This is a genomic window from Novosphingobium sp. IK01 (genome assembly GCF_033242265.1).
GTDB lineage: Bacteria > Pseudomonadota > Alphaproteobacteria > Sphingomonadales > Sphingomonadaceae > Novosphingobium > Novosphingobium pituita.
On sequence record NZ_BTFW01000001.1, the window covers coordinates 365,277 to 381,411 of the forward strand.

Consider the following 16,135-nt stretch of genomic DNA (forward strand, 5'->3'; position numbering starts at 1 on the left):
CCCGCTTGCGGGGAGGTGGCAGGCCGAAGGCCTGACGGAGGGGCTTCTTCGTCTTCAGGAGGCAAAAGAAAAGGCCGCGCTCCCATCAGGGAATGCGGCCTTTCTTATGGCAAGAAGCCTGTGCCTCAGCGCACGCGCGGACCACCAAACGGCATCGGCGGGGGCGGGCGGCGATGGCCACGCGGAAGCTGCGCCTGATAGGCGCGGCCGCAATGCTCGACGCAATAGGGGAAACCGGGGTTCACCTTCTCACCACAGAAGTGGAAATCGGGCTCGCCGGGATGGCCCATCGGCCAGCGGCAGATGCGGTCGTTGAGGTCGAGCAGGCTGGTCTTGTCGGCGATTTCCGGGCTCGGGCGCGCGGGCACGAGGCGGCGGGGCGGGGCAGGCGGGATCGGTGCCTGCTGGTCGCCGGGGCCCTGACGCAGGAAGCCGCCGGGGCCGACCGAGACCACGCGCGGGGTTGGCGCGGCAACCGGAGCATCGGCAGCCGGTGCGGCGCTGGGGGCCGGAGCGGCAGGTGCCGGACGCGCAGCCGGGGCTGCGGGCGGGTTTGCAGGCGCCGGACGCGCTTCGACCGGAGCAGGTGCGGCAGGCGGGCTCACCGGCTTGGGTGCGGCAGGGCGCGCCTCGACCGGCGCGGGCGCAGCAGGCTTGGCCGCCTTGGCCACGGGCGCTTCTGCCACTTCACCCTTTTCATTGGCCTTGACCGGGGAAGGGCGTGCCTTGAGGCCCAGGCGATGGGCCTTGCCGATCACGGCGTTGCGGCTGACCCCGCCAAGTTCGTCAGCGATCTGGCTGGCGGTGGCGCCGCCTTCCCACATCTTGGTCAGTTTCTCGATCCGCTCGTCGGTCCAGCTCATCCGTTTGAAAACCCTTTTATGGGCAGGGATGCTCCCTGGCCCTTACATCATCTTGCCATTGGCCCCGGCGCGCGATACCGCCTTGCCCATGGCCAATCAATTCCCGTCCCCCACCGGGGACACGAAACCGCTCGACCAGAGCAAGGCTGGCGAACTTGCGTTCACCGGCACCTCGGCAGCTTATGCCTACGGGCATCTAGCCGGTTTCCCGCCGCCCGGACAGCCGATTTTCCGCAGTTTCAACCGAGTCGGGCTCTGGACCCTCTATATGAAGGAGGTCCGCCGCTTCTTCAAGGTGCAGACCCAGACGATCTGGGCCCCTGCGGTCACCACGCTGCTTTACCTGATGATCTTCACGCTCGCGCTGGGCGGTGGTGGCCGGGTGGTGCTGGGCGTTCCTTTCGCCAGCTTCGTTGCGCCCGGTCTCATCGCCATGGGTATGATCAACAACGCCTTTGCCAATTCGAGCTTCGGCCTGCTCGGCGGCAAGATCCAGGGCACGATCATCGACTATCTGATGCCGCCGGTGTCCGAGGGCGAATTGCTGACTGCGCTTGTCGGTGCGGCGGTGACGCGCGCGGTGCTGGTCGGCCTGGCGGTGGCGGCGGCCATGATGTTCTGGCCGGGCGTCTCGCTTGAGGCCCGCCATCCCTGGGCCATCGTGTGGTTCGGCCTGATGGGGGCGACGCTGCTCTCGCTGATCGGCGTGGCCACCTCGATGTGGGCGGAAAAGTTCGATCACAACGCGGCGGTGACCAACTTCATCATCACGCCGATGTCGATGCTTTCGGGCACTTTCTACGTGATCGACCGCCTCGCCCCGGCCTTCCAGACCGTGAGCCGCATGAACCCGATCTTCTACGTGATCTCGGGCTTCCGCTATGGTTTTCTGGGCCAGAGCGACATTGGCAGCGACAACATGGCCGTTCTGCACGGTGCGGTCGGGCTGGGCGTGCTCAACCTGCTGCTGGGCATTGGCGTCTATGCCTTGCTGCGGTCGGGCTGGAAGCTGAAGGCCTGAGCCTCCGGTCATCGGGCCACAAAAAAGGGCGCTCCCGAACGGGGCGCCCTTTTTTTGTTTCCGGGGAGCAGGGCTCAGTGCGAGAGGCTGCGGCGCAAGTGATAGCGCCCATCAGAAAACCCGTCGAACATCTCGCGCAGGGAAGGGTGGTCGACCGGCCCGGCCTCGGCATCCGAAGTCAGGTTCTGCTGGCTTACATAGGCAACGTAGCTGCTCTCGTCGTTCTCGGCGAGGAGGTGGTAGAACGGCTGCTCGCGCACGGGGCGCATGTCTTCCGGAATGGATTCATACCATTCCTCGCTGTTGGCGAAGACGGGATCGATATCGAAAACCACCCCGCGAAACCCGAAGAGCCGATGGCGCACCACATCGCCGATGGCAAAGCGCGCCTCGCTCACGGCAGGCACGGAAATCTGGCGACCGGCCTGAGGGGAGAAATAGCGGGCATTTTCGGCAACATTCGACATGAGGGAGATATAGGTTTGCCCTCGTGGTGAAACAAGCAAGCATCAAGAGGAATATCAGGCTGGGGATAACTCGACTTCCCTCTTGGCAGGTCGCGAATCGTGCGTTAGAGGCGCCGTCATCGACCCGGGAGGCGCAAGTCGCTTCCTCCGCAAGGCACTTCACGGAGAGGTGGCAGAGTGGTCGAATGCGCCGCACTCGAAATGCGGTGTACGGGCAACCGTACCGTGGGTTCGAATCCCACCCTCTCCGCCAAGCCTTCCATCCCCCAGCTCGCCATGGTGCGCTATGCTGACGGCGGAGGGGCTCTACCTCAGGATTTCGCCTTCGGGCGGCAAGAGCTGGGTCCTGCGCATCCAGGTAAACCGGGGCCGGCGGGGCATTGAGCTGGGTGATGCAAATTACGTCTCGGTCAAGACTGCCCGCCTCGAGGCAGGCGCGGCCAGACGTCTCGCTGCCCTGAGTATCGATCCGCTTGAGGAGCGACGCAAGGTTCTCAAGGTCATACCGACCTTTGAGGAGGCGGCGAGGCGCACACATGCGGAGATGCTCAAGGGCTGGAAGAACGGTAAGCACACCCAACAATGGCTCAAAACGCTCGAGCTCTATACCTATCCCAAGTTGGGCAAGCTGACGGTCGACAAGATCGACGGGCCGATGTTCAGAAATCTGGCTGAAGATCCCCGAGACGGCCAGGCGTGTGCGCCAGCGTATCGGCGCGGTGCTCGACTGGTCCTATTCCAACGGCTTTCGCGATAGCGTTCATTGACCAAGGGGCTCCCGCGCCAACCCAAGCGGAAAGGGCATTTTGCGGCGCTGGCCTATCATGACGTCGCCAGCTTTCTGGACGATCTCCGCGCAAAGCCTGTCTGGCTCATGCCGTGGGTGACAAGGCCAAAGCTGTCTATCTGCGCACGGACTTCTTCCGCAAGCGTGCCAGGTTGATGCAGCAATGGGCAGACTATTGCTCGCCGCCGCCCAGGGCGACAACCGTTCACGCGCCGCCGATATCTGGCAGTTCCGTGCAGCGCCCGGCGATCGGCGTGGAGGGCGCGGCGCGGCCTCTGCCGGTGCTGCGGCGGCGATCGCTGCGATGACGACCATAGTGAAGGCCACTCAGCCTCAGACAGGAGAAAATCCATGGCAAAGGACCGGGCCGCAGAGCCCAAACTGGCGCCGGACATGGCATCGGATGAGCGGCTCGCCATTCGCGTTCCGGAAGCTGCTGCTTTTCTTGGGCTGAGCCGCAGCAAATTCTTCGATCTGGTTGCAGCAGGCCACTGAGACAAATCCTTCACAGATTGACGCCGTAGCGCTCAAATTCGGCTCGGATATCCGGGTCGACTTTTGCAGCAGCGGCAGCGTCGCTTTCGGCCTTGGCGCGATCACCCTTACGCGCCCAGGCTATGGCTCGGCCGAACAGCGCTGAGGGTGTATTCGGACTTTTAGCGAGTGCCTGATCATAGTCGGCTATTGCGTCATCAATTCGGCCCAGCCGGAGCAAAACCAAGCCGCGGCTGTCAAGATATCCGGCCATGTCGGGTGCCTTTGCAAGCGCCGCGTTGCAATCGGCAAGCGCGGATTCGAGCGCCACTCCGGCAGTCGCCTTCGCCCAACACATATTGTTGAAGATCACCGGCTCGGCAGCCTTCCCTCTGGCCCGCTGGAAGTCAGCGTCAGCATGGGCAACTTCACCTGAGCGAGCATAAGCGATGCCACGCCCCATAAGAAGCGTGAAGTCGTCTGGAGACTTCGCAATAGCGGAGGAATAGGTCGAGATTGCTCCGGTCAGGTCTCCGCTTTCCGTCTGCAAATCGGCCTTCCGAGCGATGGCTTCGGTCAGGTTTGGATCGAGCTCCAAGGCAGCATCCAGGTCTGCCCGGCGACCTGCCACATCCGCTTTTGGTCTGCGCAGGCTGCGATTCAGGTAGATGTAAGCCTCAGGACCAAGCGCGATAGCCCTGTCATAGGCGTGCATCGCCTCAGCGTCTTTATGAAAGGCGCTGTAGATGTTCGCGGCGACGACATGGGCGTAGCTATTGTCCGGGTTGGCAGCGGTGACAGCCCTGGCCTCGGCGATCGCCTCGGCCTCTTTGCCTTGGCTTCGCAGAACATTCGCCCGAAGAAGATAGAGTTCGATCCATCCGGGTTGCTGCTTGATCGCCGCGGCTGCATCCCGAAGGGCAGCCTCATAATCACCTGTCGCGCGCGCCGACTCGGCGCGATGGCCCAACGCGAAGCTGCTGTTCGGCTCAACCTGCAAAGCCGAAGTATATGCTGCTATCGCGTCCTGCCATTCGCCCTTCCGCTGTGCCATCATTCCACGGGCACGAAACACTACGGCATTCTTCGAGTTGATTTTGGCCGCTGCGTCGAGGTCGCTAACTGCTGCGGCGAAATCCCGCTCCCAAACTCGTGCCATGCCCCGATTTGCAAGTGGCTCCTCATCGGATGGGTCTAGAGAATGGGCTTTGTCGAAGTCCGCTATGGCCTTGTCGTACTCCCGCTGGTCCAAGAAGAAGTTGCCCCTGTCGACGTAGGCGGCTGGATCGTCGGGCCTCTTCTCAACGATCGCTGTCAGATCAGCGAGCGCTCTTTGCGTGTCCCCGAGGCTGGCATATGCTGCTGCCCGATGCTCGATTGCATAGCGGTTGTCAGGTTCCTGCTCTAAAGCCCTTGTATAGGCCTCTACGGCGTCACGGGGGCGGCGTTCGATATCGGCAAGCATCCCCCGGCCGATGCCGTTCTGGACGAACGAAGGATCGATAGCCTCGGCCTTGGCAAGATCGCTTCGTGCTCCTGCGAGGTCCCCGACCTGCACACGAGCGATACTGCGGTTTGCCCATGCGTAGACGTTGTTCGGGTCGAGTTCGACAGCCTTGTCGTAGTCGAGGAGGGCTTCCTTCACCATGCCCCGGTTGATGAAAATCTTGGCGCGCCCGACGTAGCCTGACGAGGTTGACGGCACGTCGGCCTGAACTGCAGCGATATCACTGCCAGAGTACTTATAACCCGCCGGCATGCGTACCGAAGCAGGTCGATCACTGAGCATGCGTAACGCCGCCTGCTGTGCAGGAGCGTCCTTGGCAGGGAACTCCGCAACGACGCTTCGCTCAGTCTTCTCGATGGTGAACACGCCACTCGCTATGCTCGCGTGACGTCGATACTCGATACCTCCTGCGGTCTGGTCGACCTCCATTCCCGTCCCGATCTGAAACTCGCCAGCCCCCTTCGGGAGCACGATCGTCTCGCGAGTGCGGGTAAAGTAGGGATACGGGACGGCGAAAGGGGCGTCCTTGTCTGGACCCGGATCACGGCCAAAATCGGCCTTGTAACCGACGTTCGTTCCGTCCGTCTGATAATTGCCATTTGCCCAATCCAGCTTCGCCTCGCCTGTCATCGACAGACGGAGCTCTCCGGCTTTCTGGTCGAAGCTAGCGCTCGCTGTTTTCCCATCGATGAAGTCGTACTGCTGTTTCCAATAGTTCTTCAACGCTCGATCCCGAGCTTCCCCAACAAGGTTCGACAGCGCGGCGTTAACGCCGATCGCCTCATCACCACGTATGATGGTCTCGACGATAGCTGGGGCGGAAACCGAGATCCCTTTGCTCGCGTCGATCCGAATGGAAACGTCCTGCGTCGGTGCCGCGAGGGGCGTGGGCATCATGCGGACAAGCGCGGCGTCCTTGGCGAGAAGGGGAAGACCCCAACCGAAATTGGGAATGGTCAGCCTGTCGAGGCTGGTATCGCCAGTTCTCGTCCCGTCCAGCCAGTAAGTGCGTCCCGCCACGGATGCCCGGACCAGCACATGATTGAACAGCCCCACCATGGGTAAACGTGCGTCCAGGCCGTCGCCGAGGGTGGTGCTGACCGCAACGGGTTCCGCCCCGATCCCCATGGCGTGAAGGAGTGCGAGCAGAAGGGCTGTCTTGCCCTTGCAGTCGCCATACCGGCGCGACCACGTCGTCTCGGCGTCGGTGGGAACATAGCCGCCCGCTCCCATCGCAAGCGCGACGTAACGCACCCTGTCTTGTACGAGTGCGAGCGCCGCCTCGGTGCGAACCTTAGGGTCGGGCGAGAGGCTCTGTATGCGCTCCAGTTCCGACCGTAACGGACCTTGCGCCGGGATCGCGGCAGCCTTCTCATAGAGCGGCGCCATGAGTGCCCCTAGATCGGCCCAAGAGGCGTAATCGGTCACCTCAACAAGGCGCCCGATGCGATAGCGAGGCGGCGCCCCCTTCGGCGGAATGATCGGCTCCACATTGTCAAGCGAGAGTTCGACAGTGGACGTATTGCCTGTCTTCGTCGGCTTCAATGCGGGCAGGGAGGCTGTCTGGCGGAGGCGCACTGGCAGGTTGGTTGGCCACTCCATGCGGAGATGCGCCCGTCCGATTGGGAGGCCGTTCCAGGCTGCTGCAATCTGCTCGATGTGCCCCTTCAGCGTCGGGTCGCTCGACGAAACCGACACCGCGAACTCCAGCGTATCACCGACCTGCAAGCCTTCCGGCTGGATATTGGCTGTAAGGACGCCATCCAGTGTCGCGCTCTCAAGGTTTTGCTCACGCCTGAGCACCGTGAACGTCTGACCAGACTTGAGCACGTCGATGGTCTGGTCGCCGCGACGTATCAGAAGTTTGTGGACCGACAGGACATCGGTCTCGGGGCGCCACGGCAGCGAAATGTTGCCGGCGGCTAGCCCCTGCGGCGTCTGAATCTTCAGCGATGTCTCGGAGTAGACGGTCTGCCGTCCCGGTTCCAACGCGATCTGCTGATCGGACAGCAGGATGCGAACCGGCGCTTCGTCCGCCTTTACGGGAGCCGGTGACGGAGTAACAGGCTTCACCCAGGCAGGCGCCGGGCCGATCACCGGCTTATCTGCAGCGTAGGTTACGCTCGTGAGCGTACTCGTGGCAACGAGTGTAGCGAGAAGAATTTTCATGTGCCCCCAAGCCCTTGATGGAAGCACTATAACGTTCCGAAGACGTAATTCCACTGCAGATGAGGGTAGGAAGCGCGCACGGCCAGGAGTGCTTTCAGGTCATCGGGCGTTTGCGGTGTGCCGTGCCGGGCAAGATAGGCGGGGGTGGCCACTTCTTCTACAGAAGCCGAACGCATAAATCGCCTCGCAGTCTGAACCTGCGGCACAGTCCGACGAACAGCTTTGCTTCCGGCAACGCCCTCTTTTGGGGAGGGGCTTGCCAGAAAGCACCTGTTTGCCGCGAACCGTCGCTTCTTTCCCGACAAGGAAAGTCGACGTATAAGAAAGGCTGGCGCTGCGCCGGACTGGAATCCGGTCGTTCGCGCAAGCGGATGGGGGGCTGATGACAGTCAAGATCGGTATCGGTTTTGCTCGACCGCAGATCGTCGCTCAAGTTGTGCCATTCATCATCGTTGCGCTGGCTGGGATGGCGGTGCGAACCCCGTTGGCATCTGCTCATCCATTTTTAGCCCTCATTCTATTCCTTTGGATTGTCGCGGACACGTTGATGCTTGCGCTGGTCGTCCGATCATCCGGCAAGCCGGAGTGGCGCGCCGTTTTGGGCGTGTTGGCCGGAGCGAGCTTCACTGTCTGGCTGGGCTCGCCTTCGGTGATACGAGGCGTACTGTTGGATACGCCGATCCTTGCGTTGACGATGACGGCCGTGGTTCTGGGGCATGTTGCCTGGGCCACGGCAAGAGCAAGCCGGGTGGCAAGCAGCGAGAACATCGATCGCAAGGAGCGGTGGGCATCTGTCGCCTCTGAGTTTTTCCCGCCCGCATTGGTCCGTCTGGTCGTGGCGGAGTTGACGGTGATTCACATGGCGCTGTTCCGCTGGGGCGGACCGGCCGACGTGCCGGAAGACGCCCGAGCCTTCGCCTATCACGAGCACCTGACACCGATGTGTGCGACACTGCTGATTCTGTCGGCGATCGAGATTGCAGTCTATCACCTGCTTGTCGGGCATTGGAGCCGTGCCGCCGCCGTCGTCATGTTCATCCTGAGCGACGTCGGTTTCGTGTATTTGCTCGGCCTCATCAAGTCGTTCCGGTTCAGGCCGGTATTGCTGACGCCCGAAGGCGTCCGGGTACGGGCAGGGTTCCTCATTGACCAATTCGTTCCACTCGACGCGATCGTGGCCATTGAAGGAGGCTTTACCGGCGAGGAGGTGCGCGACCCGGCCACTCTCAACGCGGCGCTGCTCGCTTGGCCGAACATCATGCTGCAGCTGAACCGCCCGCTGCACCCTCGCTCGCTCCTGAAGAAGCGGGGGGCGGTTGTCCGTATCGCGTTCCGCCTGGACGATCCGGAGCCGTTCATGCGGTTGCTCATTTGGCGGTTAGGGCAGCGCTCCAGCGAGGCAGTGTCCTCGATCTGAACCGTCGATCAGGAAAGCACGCGTTCCTGTCGTGCTGGCGATTGTTGCCGGGCTTCGCGTTGAAGCGATGCTGTGGTTTGCCTATCTGGCCCAATGGCGTCTGCGCCTGGCGCAACGCTGTTTCGCCGACGGGTTGCATTGACGGACACGCAGTAGTGCCGCCTGTCGCTGCCCGTCTGTCGAGGCAGTGATCACCCGCCCCCGGCCCACCTCCGTCCAGTGCCTTGACGAGCTCGACGTTCGCAGCGGATGCTCCCGGTCACGCTGCGCAGCCTTGAACGCGGATGACCGGAACAAGGGACAAGCGCCGTGTTGGATGCGCACGCAGGGTGGCGGCCAGGGACTGCGTCACCTTGCATCTGCCAGCGCCAGCGCATCGGCCCCGGCCGGAAAGCGAAGTCGGCCTGTGCGATCGTGTACTGCGGACCACACCGCTTGTGCGACATCGCTCTCGTGGGTTGTCAGCGCCGGGGCGGCAAAAGCATCGAGGATGGGGCGGGCAAAATCGGCGTAGTCGCCAGGCAGCAAGTCGCTTACGGGCACAATGGCATTGGCCCCGAAACGCGTGGTAGGTGCGTAGCCCGGCTCGACGAGTTTGGCCCGAATGCCGAAATAGCCGAGTTCATGCGCCAGCGACGCGGTGAAGCCCTCGATCGCCTGCTTCGTTGCCGTGTAGGCTGCCGCCAGCGGAAACGCCCCCAGCGTGACGCTCGAGGTGACATTGACGATGCAACCGGCGCGGAGAACCCGCATCTGCGGGATGAAGGCCTGGCACATCGCCATCACGCCGATCGTGTTGGTCTCGATCAATTGCCGGATCAGGCGCATCGGCATGGCCTCGAAAGCGCCCACGCCGCCTATGCCGGCATTGTTGACCAGCACATCGATCTGTCCGGCGGCCTCCACCAACGCGGCGATGCTGTCCTGCGAGGTCACATCGAGCGGCAGGATACGCAGCCGGTTCGATGAGGGGCCGAATACCGCCGGATCTGGGCGCCGCATCGTGGCCACCACATTCCAGCCCCTTTCAAGGAAGAAGTCAGCCGTTGCCTTGCCATAGCCTGATGAGGTTCCGGTGATGAGAATGGTTTCGTTCATGGCCTGTCTCCTTCGTGGCGATGGGGGAAGGGTAGACAGAATGTGCAAGGCGATACATAATCATATATCGCTATATTATTATCGATCGTCCAAGATATGGATCCTCTCAGCGAGATCATCGCCCTGCTTCGGCCCAATGCGGCCATCTCCAAACCGATCACGGCGCGCGGCTGCTGGAGCATCCGTTATCGTGCGCATGAGGCCCCCGGGTTTACGCTGATCCTTGCCGGGCAAGCGTGGGTCACGTTCGAGGGATCTGCGCCGCTGCGCCTTGCGCAGGGTGATTTTCTGCTGATGCCCGCCACGCCGGCCTTTTCGCTGGGCAGCGAGCCGGGCCTGGTCGGCCCCCTGCTGGAACCCGGCAGTGATGCGGTTCGCCATGGCGAACCACAGGGGGAGCCTGATTTCCTGGCTCTTGGCGGCAGCTTTTCCTTCGAGCGGGCCAACGCTCCGCTTCGGCTCGCGCTGTTGCCCGGACAGATCTTCATTCCCGCCGCGCAAGGTGTGACCGGTCGGCTGGGGCGCATGATCGACCTGCTGGCCGAGGAATGCAGGTCCAGCCATCCCGGCAAGGATCTGATTGTCCGAAGGATGCTTGAGGTCCTTCTGGTGGAAGCCTTGCGCTGGGCTGGCGGCGATCATTCTACAGATCCTGCGGGGCTGCTGGCGGGCTTGCGCGATCCCTCGCTGGCGCGCGCGCTGACGGCCATGCACGCCGATATTCGGGCTGACTGGACCGTCGCGCGTCTTGCCGGGATCGCCGGCATGTCCCGCTCGGCCTTCTCGGCGAAGTTCGGCTCGGTAGTCGGCTGCGCGCCGATCGAATATCTGATCGACTGGCGCATGGCAGTGGCCCGCGATGCGCTGGTGCGGGGCGGCCAATCGCTTGACCGCATTGCCGAGGATATCGGTTATGGCTCGGCCAGTGCTTTCAGTACGGCCTTTCGCAAGCGCATCGGCTGCCCGCCGGGGAGTTTTGCCCGTGCTTGTTCCGGCGAGCCACCCATATCATGAACGCAAACGGGGCCATTCTGACTTTGGCGTAGCAGAAGGCTGGAAAGTCCGTTTCCTGTCGCGCGGTCCACGCGAGGCGGGGACAGCAGCGACATCTTGCGGAGTGGAGCTGTCCTCTTACCCATCCAGGGCATGCGAGGCATCGAACAGGGCCAGCGCAGTGCCCAGCAGGACGAGAACAGCCCCGATGGCCGCGTTGAAGATGCGCTGGCTGGCCAGCACCCTTGCCCGGATCGCAGGCCGCGCCAGGGCCGTCGCCGCTCCCACGTAAACCAGATAGGCCGCACCGGCGATTTTCACGATATTGAGGAGATGGGGAAACAGCCGTTCCATAACGGTCAGCCCGAACACCGCGTAAAACACATGGAACCAGCAGGAAATGGCAATGCCCAGCGCCGCCAGCATTCCCGCGCGGCGCCCGTGCAGGAAGCTGTTGCGCGAGATCATCGCGAAATCCGCGCCGGGGCTGATGACTGCAAGCCAGGTGATACCGAAAATCAGGGGAAGCGCGTTCATGACAGGCCCCCGAGCGTTGTCCTGCCGAGGGCGTCGAGGCCACCCTTTCCTTCATGCGCTGTGATTTCTTCCAACACCTTGCCCTCCTGTGACGATCAGGACTCTCACCTCGTTCGCGGAGCCGGGGCGATGTGTGCCGGGCGGGCTGTTTCTTGAAAATCGATCTCTTCTGACCTGATCCTGTGAGAAATAATCACAGATTGATCCATGGTCTCGCGCACCCGCCTCCTTCCTCCGCTCGGCACACTCAGGGTATTCGAAGCGGCTGCACGCCATCAAAGCCTGGTGCGCGCGGCCGAAGAACTGCATGTGACGCATGGCGCGGTAAGCCGGCAAATCCAGGCGCTGGAAGACCATCTGGGAGAGTGCGTGTTCGAGCGTCGCAATCGAGGGATTTTTCTGACCGATCGCGGCAAGTGGCTCAGTCTCAGGCTCACGGACCTGTTCGCCGAGCTGACCGGCACGTTTCAGGATTTTTACGCGCATGGGCAACCAAGGCCCCTGATCGTCTCGTGCGCGCCGACATTGTGCCTCAGGCTGATGATCCCCGCGCTTGCCGACCTTCGGCGCGAGACGGGGCTGGATATCCGCTTTCTGGCGGCGGGCGGCACCTGGCCCAAGGCCTGGCCTATGATTTCCAGAATGCGCTTTTGCGGCTATGGTGTTCTTTGAGAGCCGCGATGTAGGCCTCGTGGTCCGGGTGCGGGGCGAAGCTGTCGATCCGCTTGGCCAGATAGAGGCAGGTTTGGAGATGGCGGGCGGCATGGCCGTATCGCTTGGTTTTGCCGCGATCGAGGGAGAAATCGATCATGGCGCGCAGGAGAAGCGTGGCGGCGAGGGGATTGATCTGTTCCAGCGCTTCGGCAGCAGGCGTCAGCAGCCAGTATTGGTCGCCGTCGCGTTCGCCATGGCGTTGCAGGACCAGATATGCGGCCAGGTGAGGGGCCGGCCAGTTCATCAGGAAATCGAGTGCCTGATGGAAATCGGGATGTTGGCGCACATGGGCCAGTGCCCGGTTTTCGGCCTCTTCATCGTCGAAATCGGGAAGGCGCTTGAGGTGGGCGCGCAGATAATCGGCGTCGAGGTCGCGCTCGAAGATGGACCATCGGGCGCTCTGGGCCTCATCGGCCCGGCCCAGGGCTTCGAGTGTGTCTATCCAGACCCTGTGCCAATCGGGCCAATGGCGGCCACCACGGGTCTGTGGCTCGGCCAGTTCGAGGGCTGCCATGGCATCGTCCGGGCGATCAGCGCGCAGCAGGCGTTCGGCGATTTGGGCCGCGATGGCCGGATTGCCGCGTTCCTCGTCGGAGTAGCGCGCGGCATAGCCATCAGCATCGCCCAGCGCATCGGCGATGTCGGTCAGGGCGGACTGGATGCGGCGGGCCTTGTAGCGTGCCTCGAAATCTTCTCGCTGGATCGGGCCGCGTGTCGTGATGGCAATAACCTTGCGGTCGGAGGCCTTGGGCGGGGTGGTGCTTTCTGCCTCCAGCCGGGTCTTGAGCATGGCGAGGCCTTCGCCGCCCAGTGCCGGGGCCATCAGGCCGATTACGCCGTCGAACTGACCGTAGTCGTTGGCGAAGATCGCGGCATGAACCCGGTCGGCCAGCTTGCGGACATCGGGCTTTGCCTGGGGGGCGATCGCGCCCAGATCGTCGAGCGCTTCGGAAAAGATGTGGCCGATGGTGCCGTTGCTGTCGTCGCAGCGCTCGTGGACGGACGCGGCCAGTTCGAGAAAACGCCAGAGGAGATCGAAGGCTTCGGCTGGCGCGGTTGGCGCGACATGTTTGACGATGGCGCTGCGCTGCATGTCGAGATCCGTCGCGAGCGGGCGCACCTTGTGCCAGTCCACAAAGGAGCGCGACTTGGCGATGGTGGCAAGCCGTTTGCGGATTTCCGCTGCGACATTGCCACCATCGCTGCGGCTTGCCAGTTCAAGGCGCAGCAGGCGCTTGGCGGCAGCATTGCCGGACACCAGTTCCAGCAGCAAATCGGCCAGCCGGTCTGCGCCCAGAGCCGCGAGATTTTTGGCGTTGAGGGTCTTGTCGGAAGCCATGGGGCTGTTTTGCGCGGCCCTTGCGCCGGGTCAAGCCATGCTCGCTATTGGGCGGCTGTGGCAGGCAGATGCGAATGGCATGGCCGTATTGTGCAGGATGATCGGCGATGGTGCGGGCCTTGATGCTGCTGATGGTCCGTTCTTAAGCCATCAGTCACAAGATGGCGGTGTTTTTTGAAGTCATGCCAGTCCTCGCGCAATAAATGCCCCTGTCACAGCATCCCATATGTCACAACATCATATACCAGCCACAAGTTGGCCAACGAGATGACCGCGAGGATCAGCCATGCGCAGGCGGCATGAAGGCGGGATGTGGCCAATCCCCCCATGATCGCCGGATCGCGACTGGCGCGAACCAGCGGCCAGATTGCGAAAGGAAGCTGCAAGGAAAGCACCATCTGGCTGGCAACCAGCATGCCGCCCACGGCGTGATCGCCCAGCAGGATAGCCCCTGCCATGGCCGGGACGATGGCGATCAGGCGCGTGATCATCCGCCTTTGCCACAGCGGGATCTTGAGTTGAAGAAAGCCTTCCAGCACGATCTGGCCGGCCAGCGTGCCGGTGAAGGTGCTGCTTTGCCCGGATGCCAGCAGGGCGATCCCGAAAAACAGCGCTGCGGCTGTCGTGCCGGTGATCGGCGAGAGCAGCCGATAGGCATCGTCGATCCCCGCAACCTGGGTATGACCGGTCATGTGGAAGGCACCTGCTCCCAGCGTCAGGATCGCTCCATTGATCACCATCGCCAGCAGCAGCGCGATGGCCGACCCCATGTTGGCATCGCGGATCGCCCGGCGTTTGCCGGTCTCTCCGGGCGCGGGCGCCGCGCATTGCACGATGCTGGAATGGAGGTAGAGGTTGTGCGGCATCACTGTCGCCCCCACGATCCCCACCGCCAGCGCCAGAGCGCCCGGTTGCGCGAGGCGCTTGAGATCGGGCGCCAGCCCGGCCACCAGCGCCGGGCCATCGGGCGGCACGATCAGCAGTTCGATCAGGAAACACAGGGCGATCGTTCCGACCAGGGCGGCGACAATCGCTTCCATCCGGCGGAAGCCGCGTCCTTCCAGACCAAGCACGATCAGCGTATCGCCCGCCGTCAGGACGATGCCTGCCCATAACGGAAGTCCAAGCAGCAGTTGAATGGCCAGCGCGCCGCCCAGCACCTCGGCCACATCGGTTGCCACAATGGCCAGTTCGGCCAGCAGCCAGAGCGCAACATTCGCAGTGGTGCCATAGCGATGCCGGCATGCCTGGGCGAGGTCGAGCCCCGAGGCGATCCCCAGCCGCAGCGCCAGCGATTGCAGGACAATGGCAGCAAGGCTCGCCGCGACCAGCACGAAAAGCAGATCAAAACCGAAGGCCGAACCCGCTGCAATGTCGGTCGCCCAATTGCCGGGGTCCATATAGCCGACCGCGACCAGCAGGCCCGGCACCAGCACGCCCGCCATGCGGCGCAGAAAAGAGCGGTGGCCTCTGCGGATGATCCGGCGAGGAGCCGCGAAATCGTGGAGAGGCAGTGCCGTTCCGGGAACGAAAACCATCGTCATCTCGCTTTCAGGGGGCCGCATCGGTCGGGGCAGGCATTGCCGCGGCGGCATTGTGGCGGCAGCAGTCCTGCCCCCTGCTGCCACGCCAGCAAGGGGCAGGATCAGTTCAGGCAGCCAGATCGATCAGGATCTTGAGATTGGTGCCTGCCGGATCGAGCAGCGCCTCGAACCCTTCCTTCACCGCCGTATCGAGCGTGATCTTGTTGGTGATCGCCCTGCTGGCGGGCAAGGCGCCGGTGGCGATCAGATTGATCACACGCGGCCAATACCAGGTCGGATAAGCCCATGAGCCACGCAGCTCGATATCCTTGAAGGTCACGCTGAACCAGTCGAGCGGGTTCTCGTGCGGGTGCAGGCCGGTCTGCACCACCACGCCCTGCTTGCGCACCGCATCGACGCAAGCCTTGAGGGCATGCTCATTGCCCACGCACTCGATGGCGACATCGCAGCCGACCTTGCCTTCGGTCTGGTCGCGGACCACATCGCCGACATTCTGTCGTCTGGGGTTGACGGGAATGACACCGGGAACGGCTTTTTCGGCAAAGGCCAGACGGGCATCGTTCAGGTCTGAAACGAACAGCCGCGTCGCCCCCGCCGCACGCGCGGCCAGCAGGGTGAGCAGGCCGATCGGCCCTGCGCCCGTCACCAGCACGCTGTTGCCAGAACTGACCCCGCCGCGATCGCAGGCATAGACGGCCACCGCTGTCGGCTCGACCAGCGCGGCTTCTTCGTCGCTGAGACTGTCGGGGATCTTGGCGACATTGTATTCGTGGACGATGGCCGCCTCGGACATGCCGCCCCATTGCCAGGACAGGCCCGCAAGCGCGAGCTGGTCGCTCAGATGGAACAGGCCCCGCTCGGCGTAATAGTCGCCCACGCGCGGCATGATCAGCGGCTGGATCGAAACGCGGTCGCCCACGGCAATGGTGGTCACACCTTCGCCGATGGCCTCGACCGTACCGCCGAATTCATGGCCCAGGATCTGCGGCCCGCGTGCCTTGGTGAAAGGATGCGGCTCGTTGCCGGGGATGAAGATCGGACCGGATGCATATTCGTGAAGGTCTGTGCCGCAAATGCCGACATAGCGGTTGCGAACCAGAACCTGGCCGGGACCAGGGTTTTGCGGTGCCTGAATATCTTCCAGTCTCAGGTCACGCGCGGCGTGGAAGCGCAAGGCTTTCATGATGGTCTCTCCTCGGGGATTG

16 protein-coding genes and 1 tRNA gene are annotated in these 16,135 nt (G+C 63.0%); 9 read left to right on the forward strand and 8 right to left on the reverse strand.

Annotated elements, in window-relative coordinates; translation table 11 throughout:
• Positions 1–125: 125 nt before the first annotated feature.
• Entirely contained in the window at positions 126–863 is a 738-nt protein-coding gene (locus SBI20_RS01710) for a GcrA family cell cycle regulator (protein WP_317973412.1), read from the reverse strand.
• 88 nt (positions 864–951) lie between these two features.
• Between SBI20_RS01710 and SBI20_RS01715 the strand changes: the two genes are divergently transcribed.
• Positions 952–1,884, forward strand: a complete 933-nt coding sequence (locus tag SBI20_RS01715) for an ABC transporter permease (protein WP_317973413.1) — start codon at positions 952–954, stop codon at positions 1,882–1,884.
• Positions 1,885–1,958: 74 nt separating this feature from the next.
• On the opposite strand, the gene hspQ is transcribed toward SBI20_RS01715, so the two are convergent.
• On the reverse strand, positions 1,959–2,351 hold the full coding sequence (gene hspQ, locus SBI20_RS01720) for a heat shock protein HspQ (protein WP_317973414.1): 393 nt from the start codon (positions 2,349–2,351) through the stop codon (positions 1,959–1,961).
• Positions 2,352–2,514: 163 nt separating this feature from the next.
• Between hspQ and SBI20_RS01725 the strand changes: the two genes are divergently transcribed.
• The 4 genes from SBI20_RS01725 (at position 2,515) to SBI20_RS01740 (ending at position 3,633) form a co-directional block, all read left to right on the forward strand.
• Positions 2,515–2,604 (forward strand) — tRNA-Ser (locus SBI20_RS01725).
• Positions 2,605–2,637: 33 nt separating this feature from the next.
• Positions 2,638–3,108: an Arm DNA-binding domain-containing protein gene (locus SBI20_RS01730; protein ID WP_317973415.1), complete on the forward strand. Its 471-nt coding sequence runs from the start codon at positions 2,638–2,640 to the stop codon at positions 3,106–3,108.
• 122 nt (positions 3,109–3,230) lie between these two features.
• Complete coding sequence (locus SBI20_RS01735) at positions 3,231–3,446, forward strand: hypothetical protein (RefSeq protein ID WP_317973416.1); 216 nt, start codon at positions 3,231–3,233, stop codon at positions 3,444–3,446.
• Positions 3,447–3,489: 43 nt separating this feature from the next.
• Positions 3,490–3,633 carry a helix-turn-helix transcriptional regulator gene (locus tag SBI20_RS01740; RefSeq protein WP_317973417.1) on the forward strand — a complete coding sequence of 48 codons (144 nt, stop codon included), beginning with the start codon at positions 3,490–3,492 and terminating at the stop codon, positions 3,631–3,633.
• 10 nt (positions 3,634–3,643) lie between these two features.
• On the opposite strand, the gene SBI20_RS01745 is transcribed toward SBI20_RS01740, so the two are convergent.
• Positions 3,644–7,288 (reverse strand): tetratricopeptide repeat protein, encoded by a 3,645-nt coding sequence (locus tag SBI20_RS01745; RefSeq protein ID WP_317973418.1) that lies wholly within the window; start codon positions 7,286–7,288, stop codon positions 3,644–3,646.
• Between the two features lie 382 nt (positions 7,289–7,670).
• On the opposite strand from SBI20_RS01745, the gene SBI20_RS01750 reads away from it, so the two are divergent.
• Positions 7,671–8,705 carry a hypothetical protein gene (locus SBI20_RS01750; protein ID WP_317973419.1) on the forward strand — a complete coding sequence of 345 codons (1,035 nt, stop codon included), beginning with the start codon at positions 7,671–7,673 and terminating at the stop codon, positions 8,703–8,705.
• 348 nt (positions 8,706–9,053) lie between these two features.
• Here the strand turns inward: SBI20_RS01750 and SBI20_RS01755 are convergent, their stop codons facing one another.
• Positions 9,054–9,803 (reverse strand): SDR family oxidoreductase, encoded by a 750-nt coding sequence (locus tag SBI20_RS01755; protein ID WP_317973420.1) that lies wholly within the window; start codon positions 9,801–9,803, stop codon positions 9,054–9,056.
• Between the two features lie 96 nt (positions 9,804–9,899).
• Here SBI20_RS01755 and SBI20_RS01760 point away from each other — a divergent pair, with 96 nt between their 5' ends.
• Positions 9,900–10,817, forward strand: coding sequence for an AraC family transcriptional regulator (locus SBI20_RS01760; RefSeq protein WP_317973421.1), 918 nt, complete (start codon positions 9,900–9,902; stop codon positions 10,815–10,817).
• A 117-nt stretch (positions 10,818–10,934) separates the two neighbouring features.
• Here the strand turns inward: SBI20_RS01760 and SBI20_RS01765 are convergent, their stop codons facing one another.
• Positions 10,935–11,333: a LysE family translocator gene (locus tag SBI20_RS01765; RefSeq protein ID WP_317973422.1), complete on the reverse strand. Its 399-nt coding sequence runs from the start codon at positions 11,331–11,333 to the stop codon at positions 10,935–10,937.
• 207 nt (positions 11,334–11,540) lie between these two features.
• On the opposite strand from SBI20_RS01765, the gene SBI20_RS01770 reads away from it, so the two are divergent.
• Positions 11,541–12,005: a LysR family transcriptional regulator gene (locus tag SBI20_RS01770; protein ID WP_317973423.1), complete on the forward strand. Its 465-nt coding sequence runs from the start codon at positions 11,541–11,543 to the stop codon at positions 12,003–12,005.
• Here the strand turns inward: SBI20_RS01770 and SBI20_RS01775 are convergent.
• Positions 11,962–13,386, reverse strand: a complete 1,425-nt coding sequence (locus SBI20_RS01775; RefSeq protein ID WP_317973424.1) for a DUF6880 family protein — start codon at positions 13,384–13,386, stop codon at positions 11,962–11,964. The genes SBI20_RS01770 and SBI20_RS01775 overlap by 44 nt on opposite strands.
• Here SBI20_RS01775 and SBI20_RS01780 point away from each other — a divergent pair.
• The gene (locus SBI20_RS01780; protein ID WP_317973425.1) at positions 13,373–13,564 is read left to right on the forward strand and encodes a hypothetical protein; all 192 of its coding nucleotides are present in this window, start codon (positions 13,373–13,375) and stop codon (positions 13,562–13,564) included. The two genes, SBI20_RS01775 and SBI20_RS01780, sit on opposite strands and share 14 nt — an antisense overlap.
• A 34-nt stretch (positions 13,565–13,598) precedes the next feature.
• Here SBI20_RS01780 and SBI20_RS01785 read toward each other — a convergent pair whose 3' ends face one another.
• Positions 13,599–14,930 (reverse strand): Nramp family divalent metal transporter, encoded by a 1,332-nt coding sequence (locus SBI20_RS01785; protein WP_317973426.1) that lies wholly within the window; start codon positions 14,928–14,930, stop codon positions 13,599–13,601.
• Positions 14,931–15,036: 106 nt separating this feature from the next.
• Complete coding sequence (locus SBI20_RS01790; protein ID WP_317973427.1) at positions 15,037–16,113, reverse strand: 2,3-butanediol dehydrogenase; 1,077 nt, start codon at positions 16,111–16,113, stop codon at positions 15,037–15,039.
• Positions 16,114–16,135: the final 22 nt, after the last annotated feature.

Coding starts and splice junctions, on each gene's coding strand:
- SBI20_RS01775 (WP_317973424.1), bottom strand. CDS start 13,386: ATGGCTTCCGACAAGACCCTCAACGCCAAAAATCTCGCGGCTCTGGGC.
- SBI20_RS01790 (WP_317973427.1), bottom strand. CDS start 16,113: ATGAAAGCCTTGCGCTTCCACGCCGCGCGTGACCTGAGACTGGAAGAT.
- SBI20_RS01765 (WP_317973422.1), bottom strand. CDS start 11,333: ATGAACGCGCTTCCCCTGATTTTCGGTATCACCTGGCTTGCAGTCATC.
- SBI20_RS01730 (WP_317973415.1), top strand. CDS start 2,638: ATGCTGACGGCGGAGGGGCTCTACCTCAGGATTTCGCCTTCGGGCGGC.
- SBI20_RS01785 (WP_317973426.1), bottom strand. CDS start 14,930: ATGACGATGGTTTTCGTTCCCGGAACGGCACTGCCTCTCCACGATTTC.
- SBI20_RS01755 (WP_317973420.1), bottom strand. CDS start 9,803: ATGAACGAAACCATTCTCATCACCGGAACCTCATCAGGCTATGGCAAG.
- SBI20_RS01770 (WP_317973423.1), top strand. CDS start 11,541: ATGGTCTCGCGCACCCGCCTCCTTCCTCCGCTCGGCACACTCAGGGTA.
- hspQ (WP_317973414.1), bottom strand. CDS start 2,351: ATGTCGAATGTTGCCGAAAATGCCCGCTATTTCTCCCCTCAGGCCGGT.
- SBI20_RS01750 (WP_317973419.1), top strand. CDS start 7,671: ATGACAGTCAAGATCGGTATCGGTTTTGCTCGACCGCAGATCGTCGCT.
- SBI20_RS01745 (WP_317973418.1), bottom strand. CDS start 7,288: ATGAAAATTCTTCTCGCTACACTCGTTGCCACGAGTACGCTCACGAGC.
- SBI20_RS01740 (WP_317973417.1), top strand. CDS start 3,490: ATGGCAAAGGACCGGGCCGCAGAGCCCAAACTGGCGCCGGACATGGCA.
- SBI20_RS01710 (WP_317973412.1), bottom strand. CDS start 863: ATGAGCTGGACCGACGAGCGGATCGAGAAACTGACCAAGATGTGGGAA.
- SBI20_RS01715 (WP_317973413.1), top strand. CDS start 952: ATGGCCAATCAATTCCCGTCCCCCACCGGGGACACGAAACCGCTCGAC.
- SBI20_RS01760 (WP_317973421.1), top strand. CDS start 9,900: ATGGATCCTCTCAGCGAGATCATCGCCCTGCTTCGGCCCAATGCGGCC.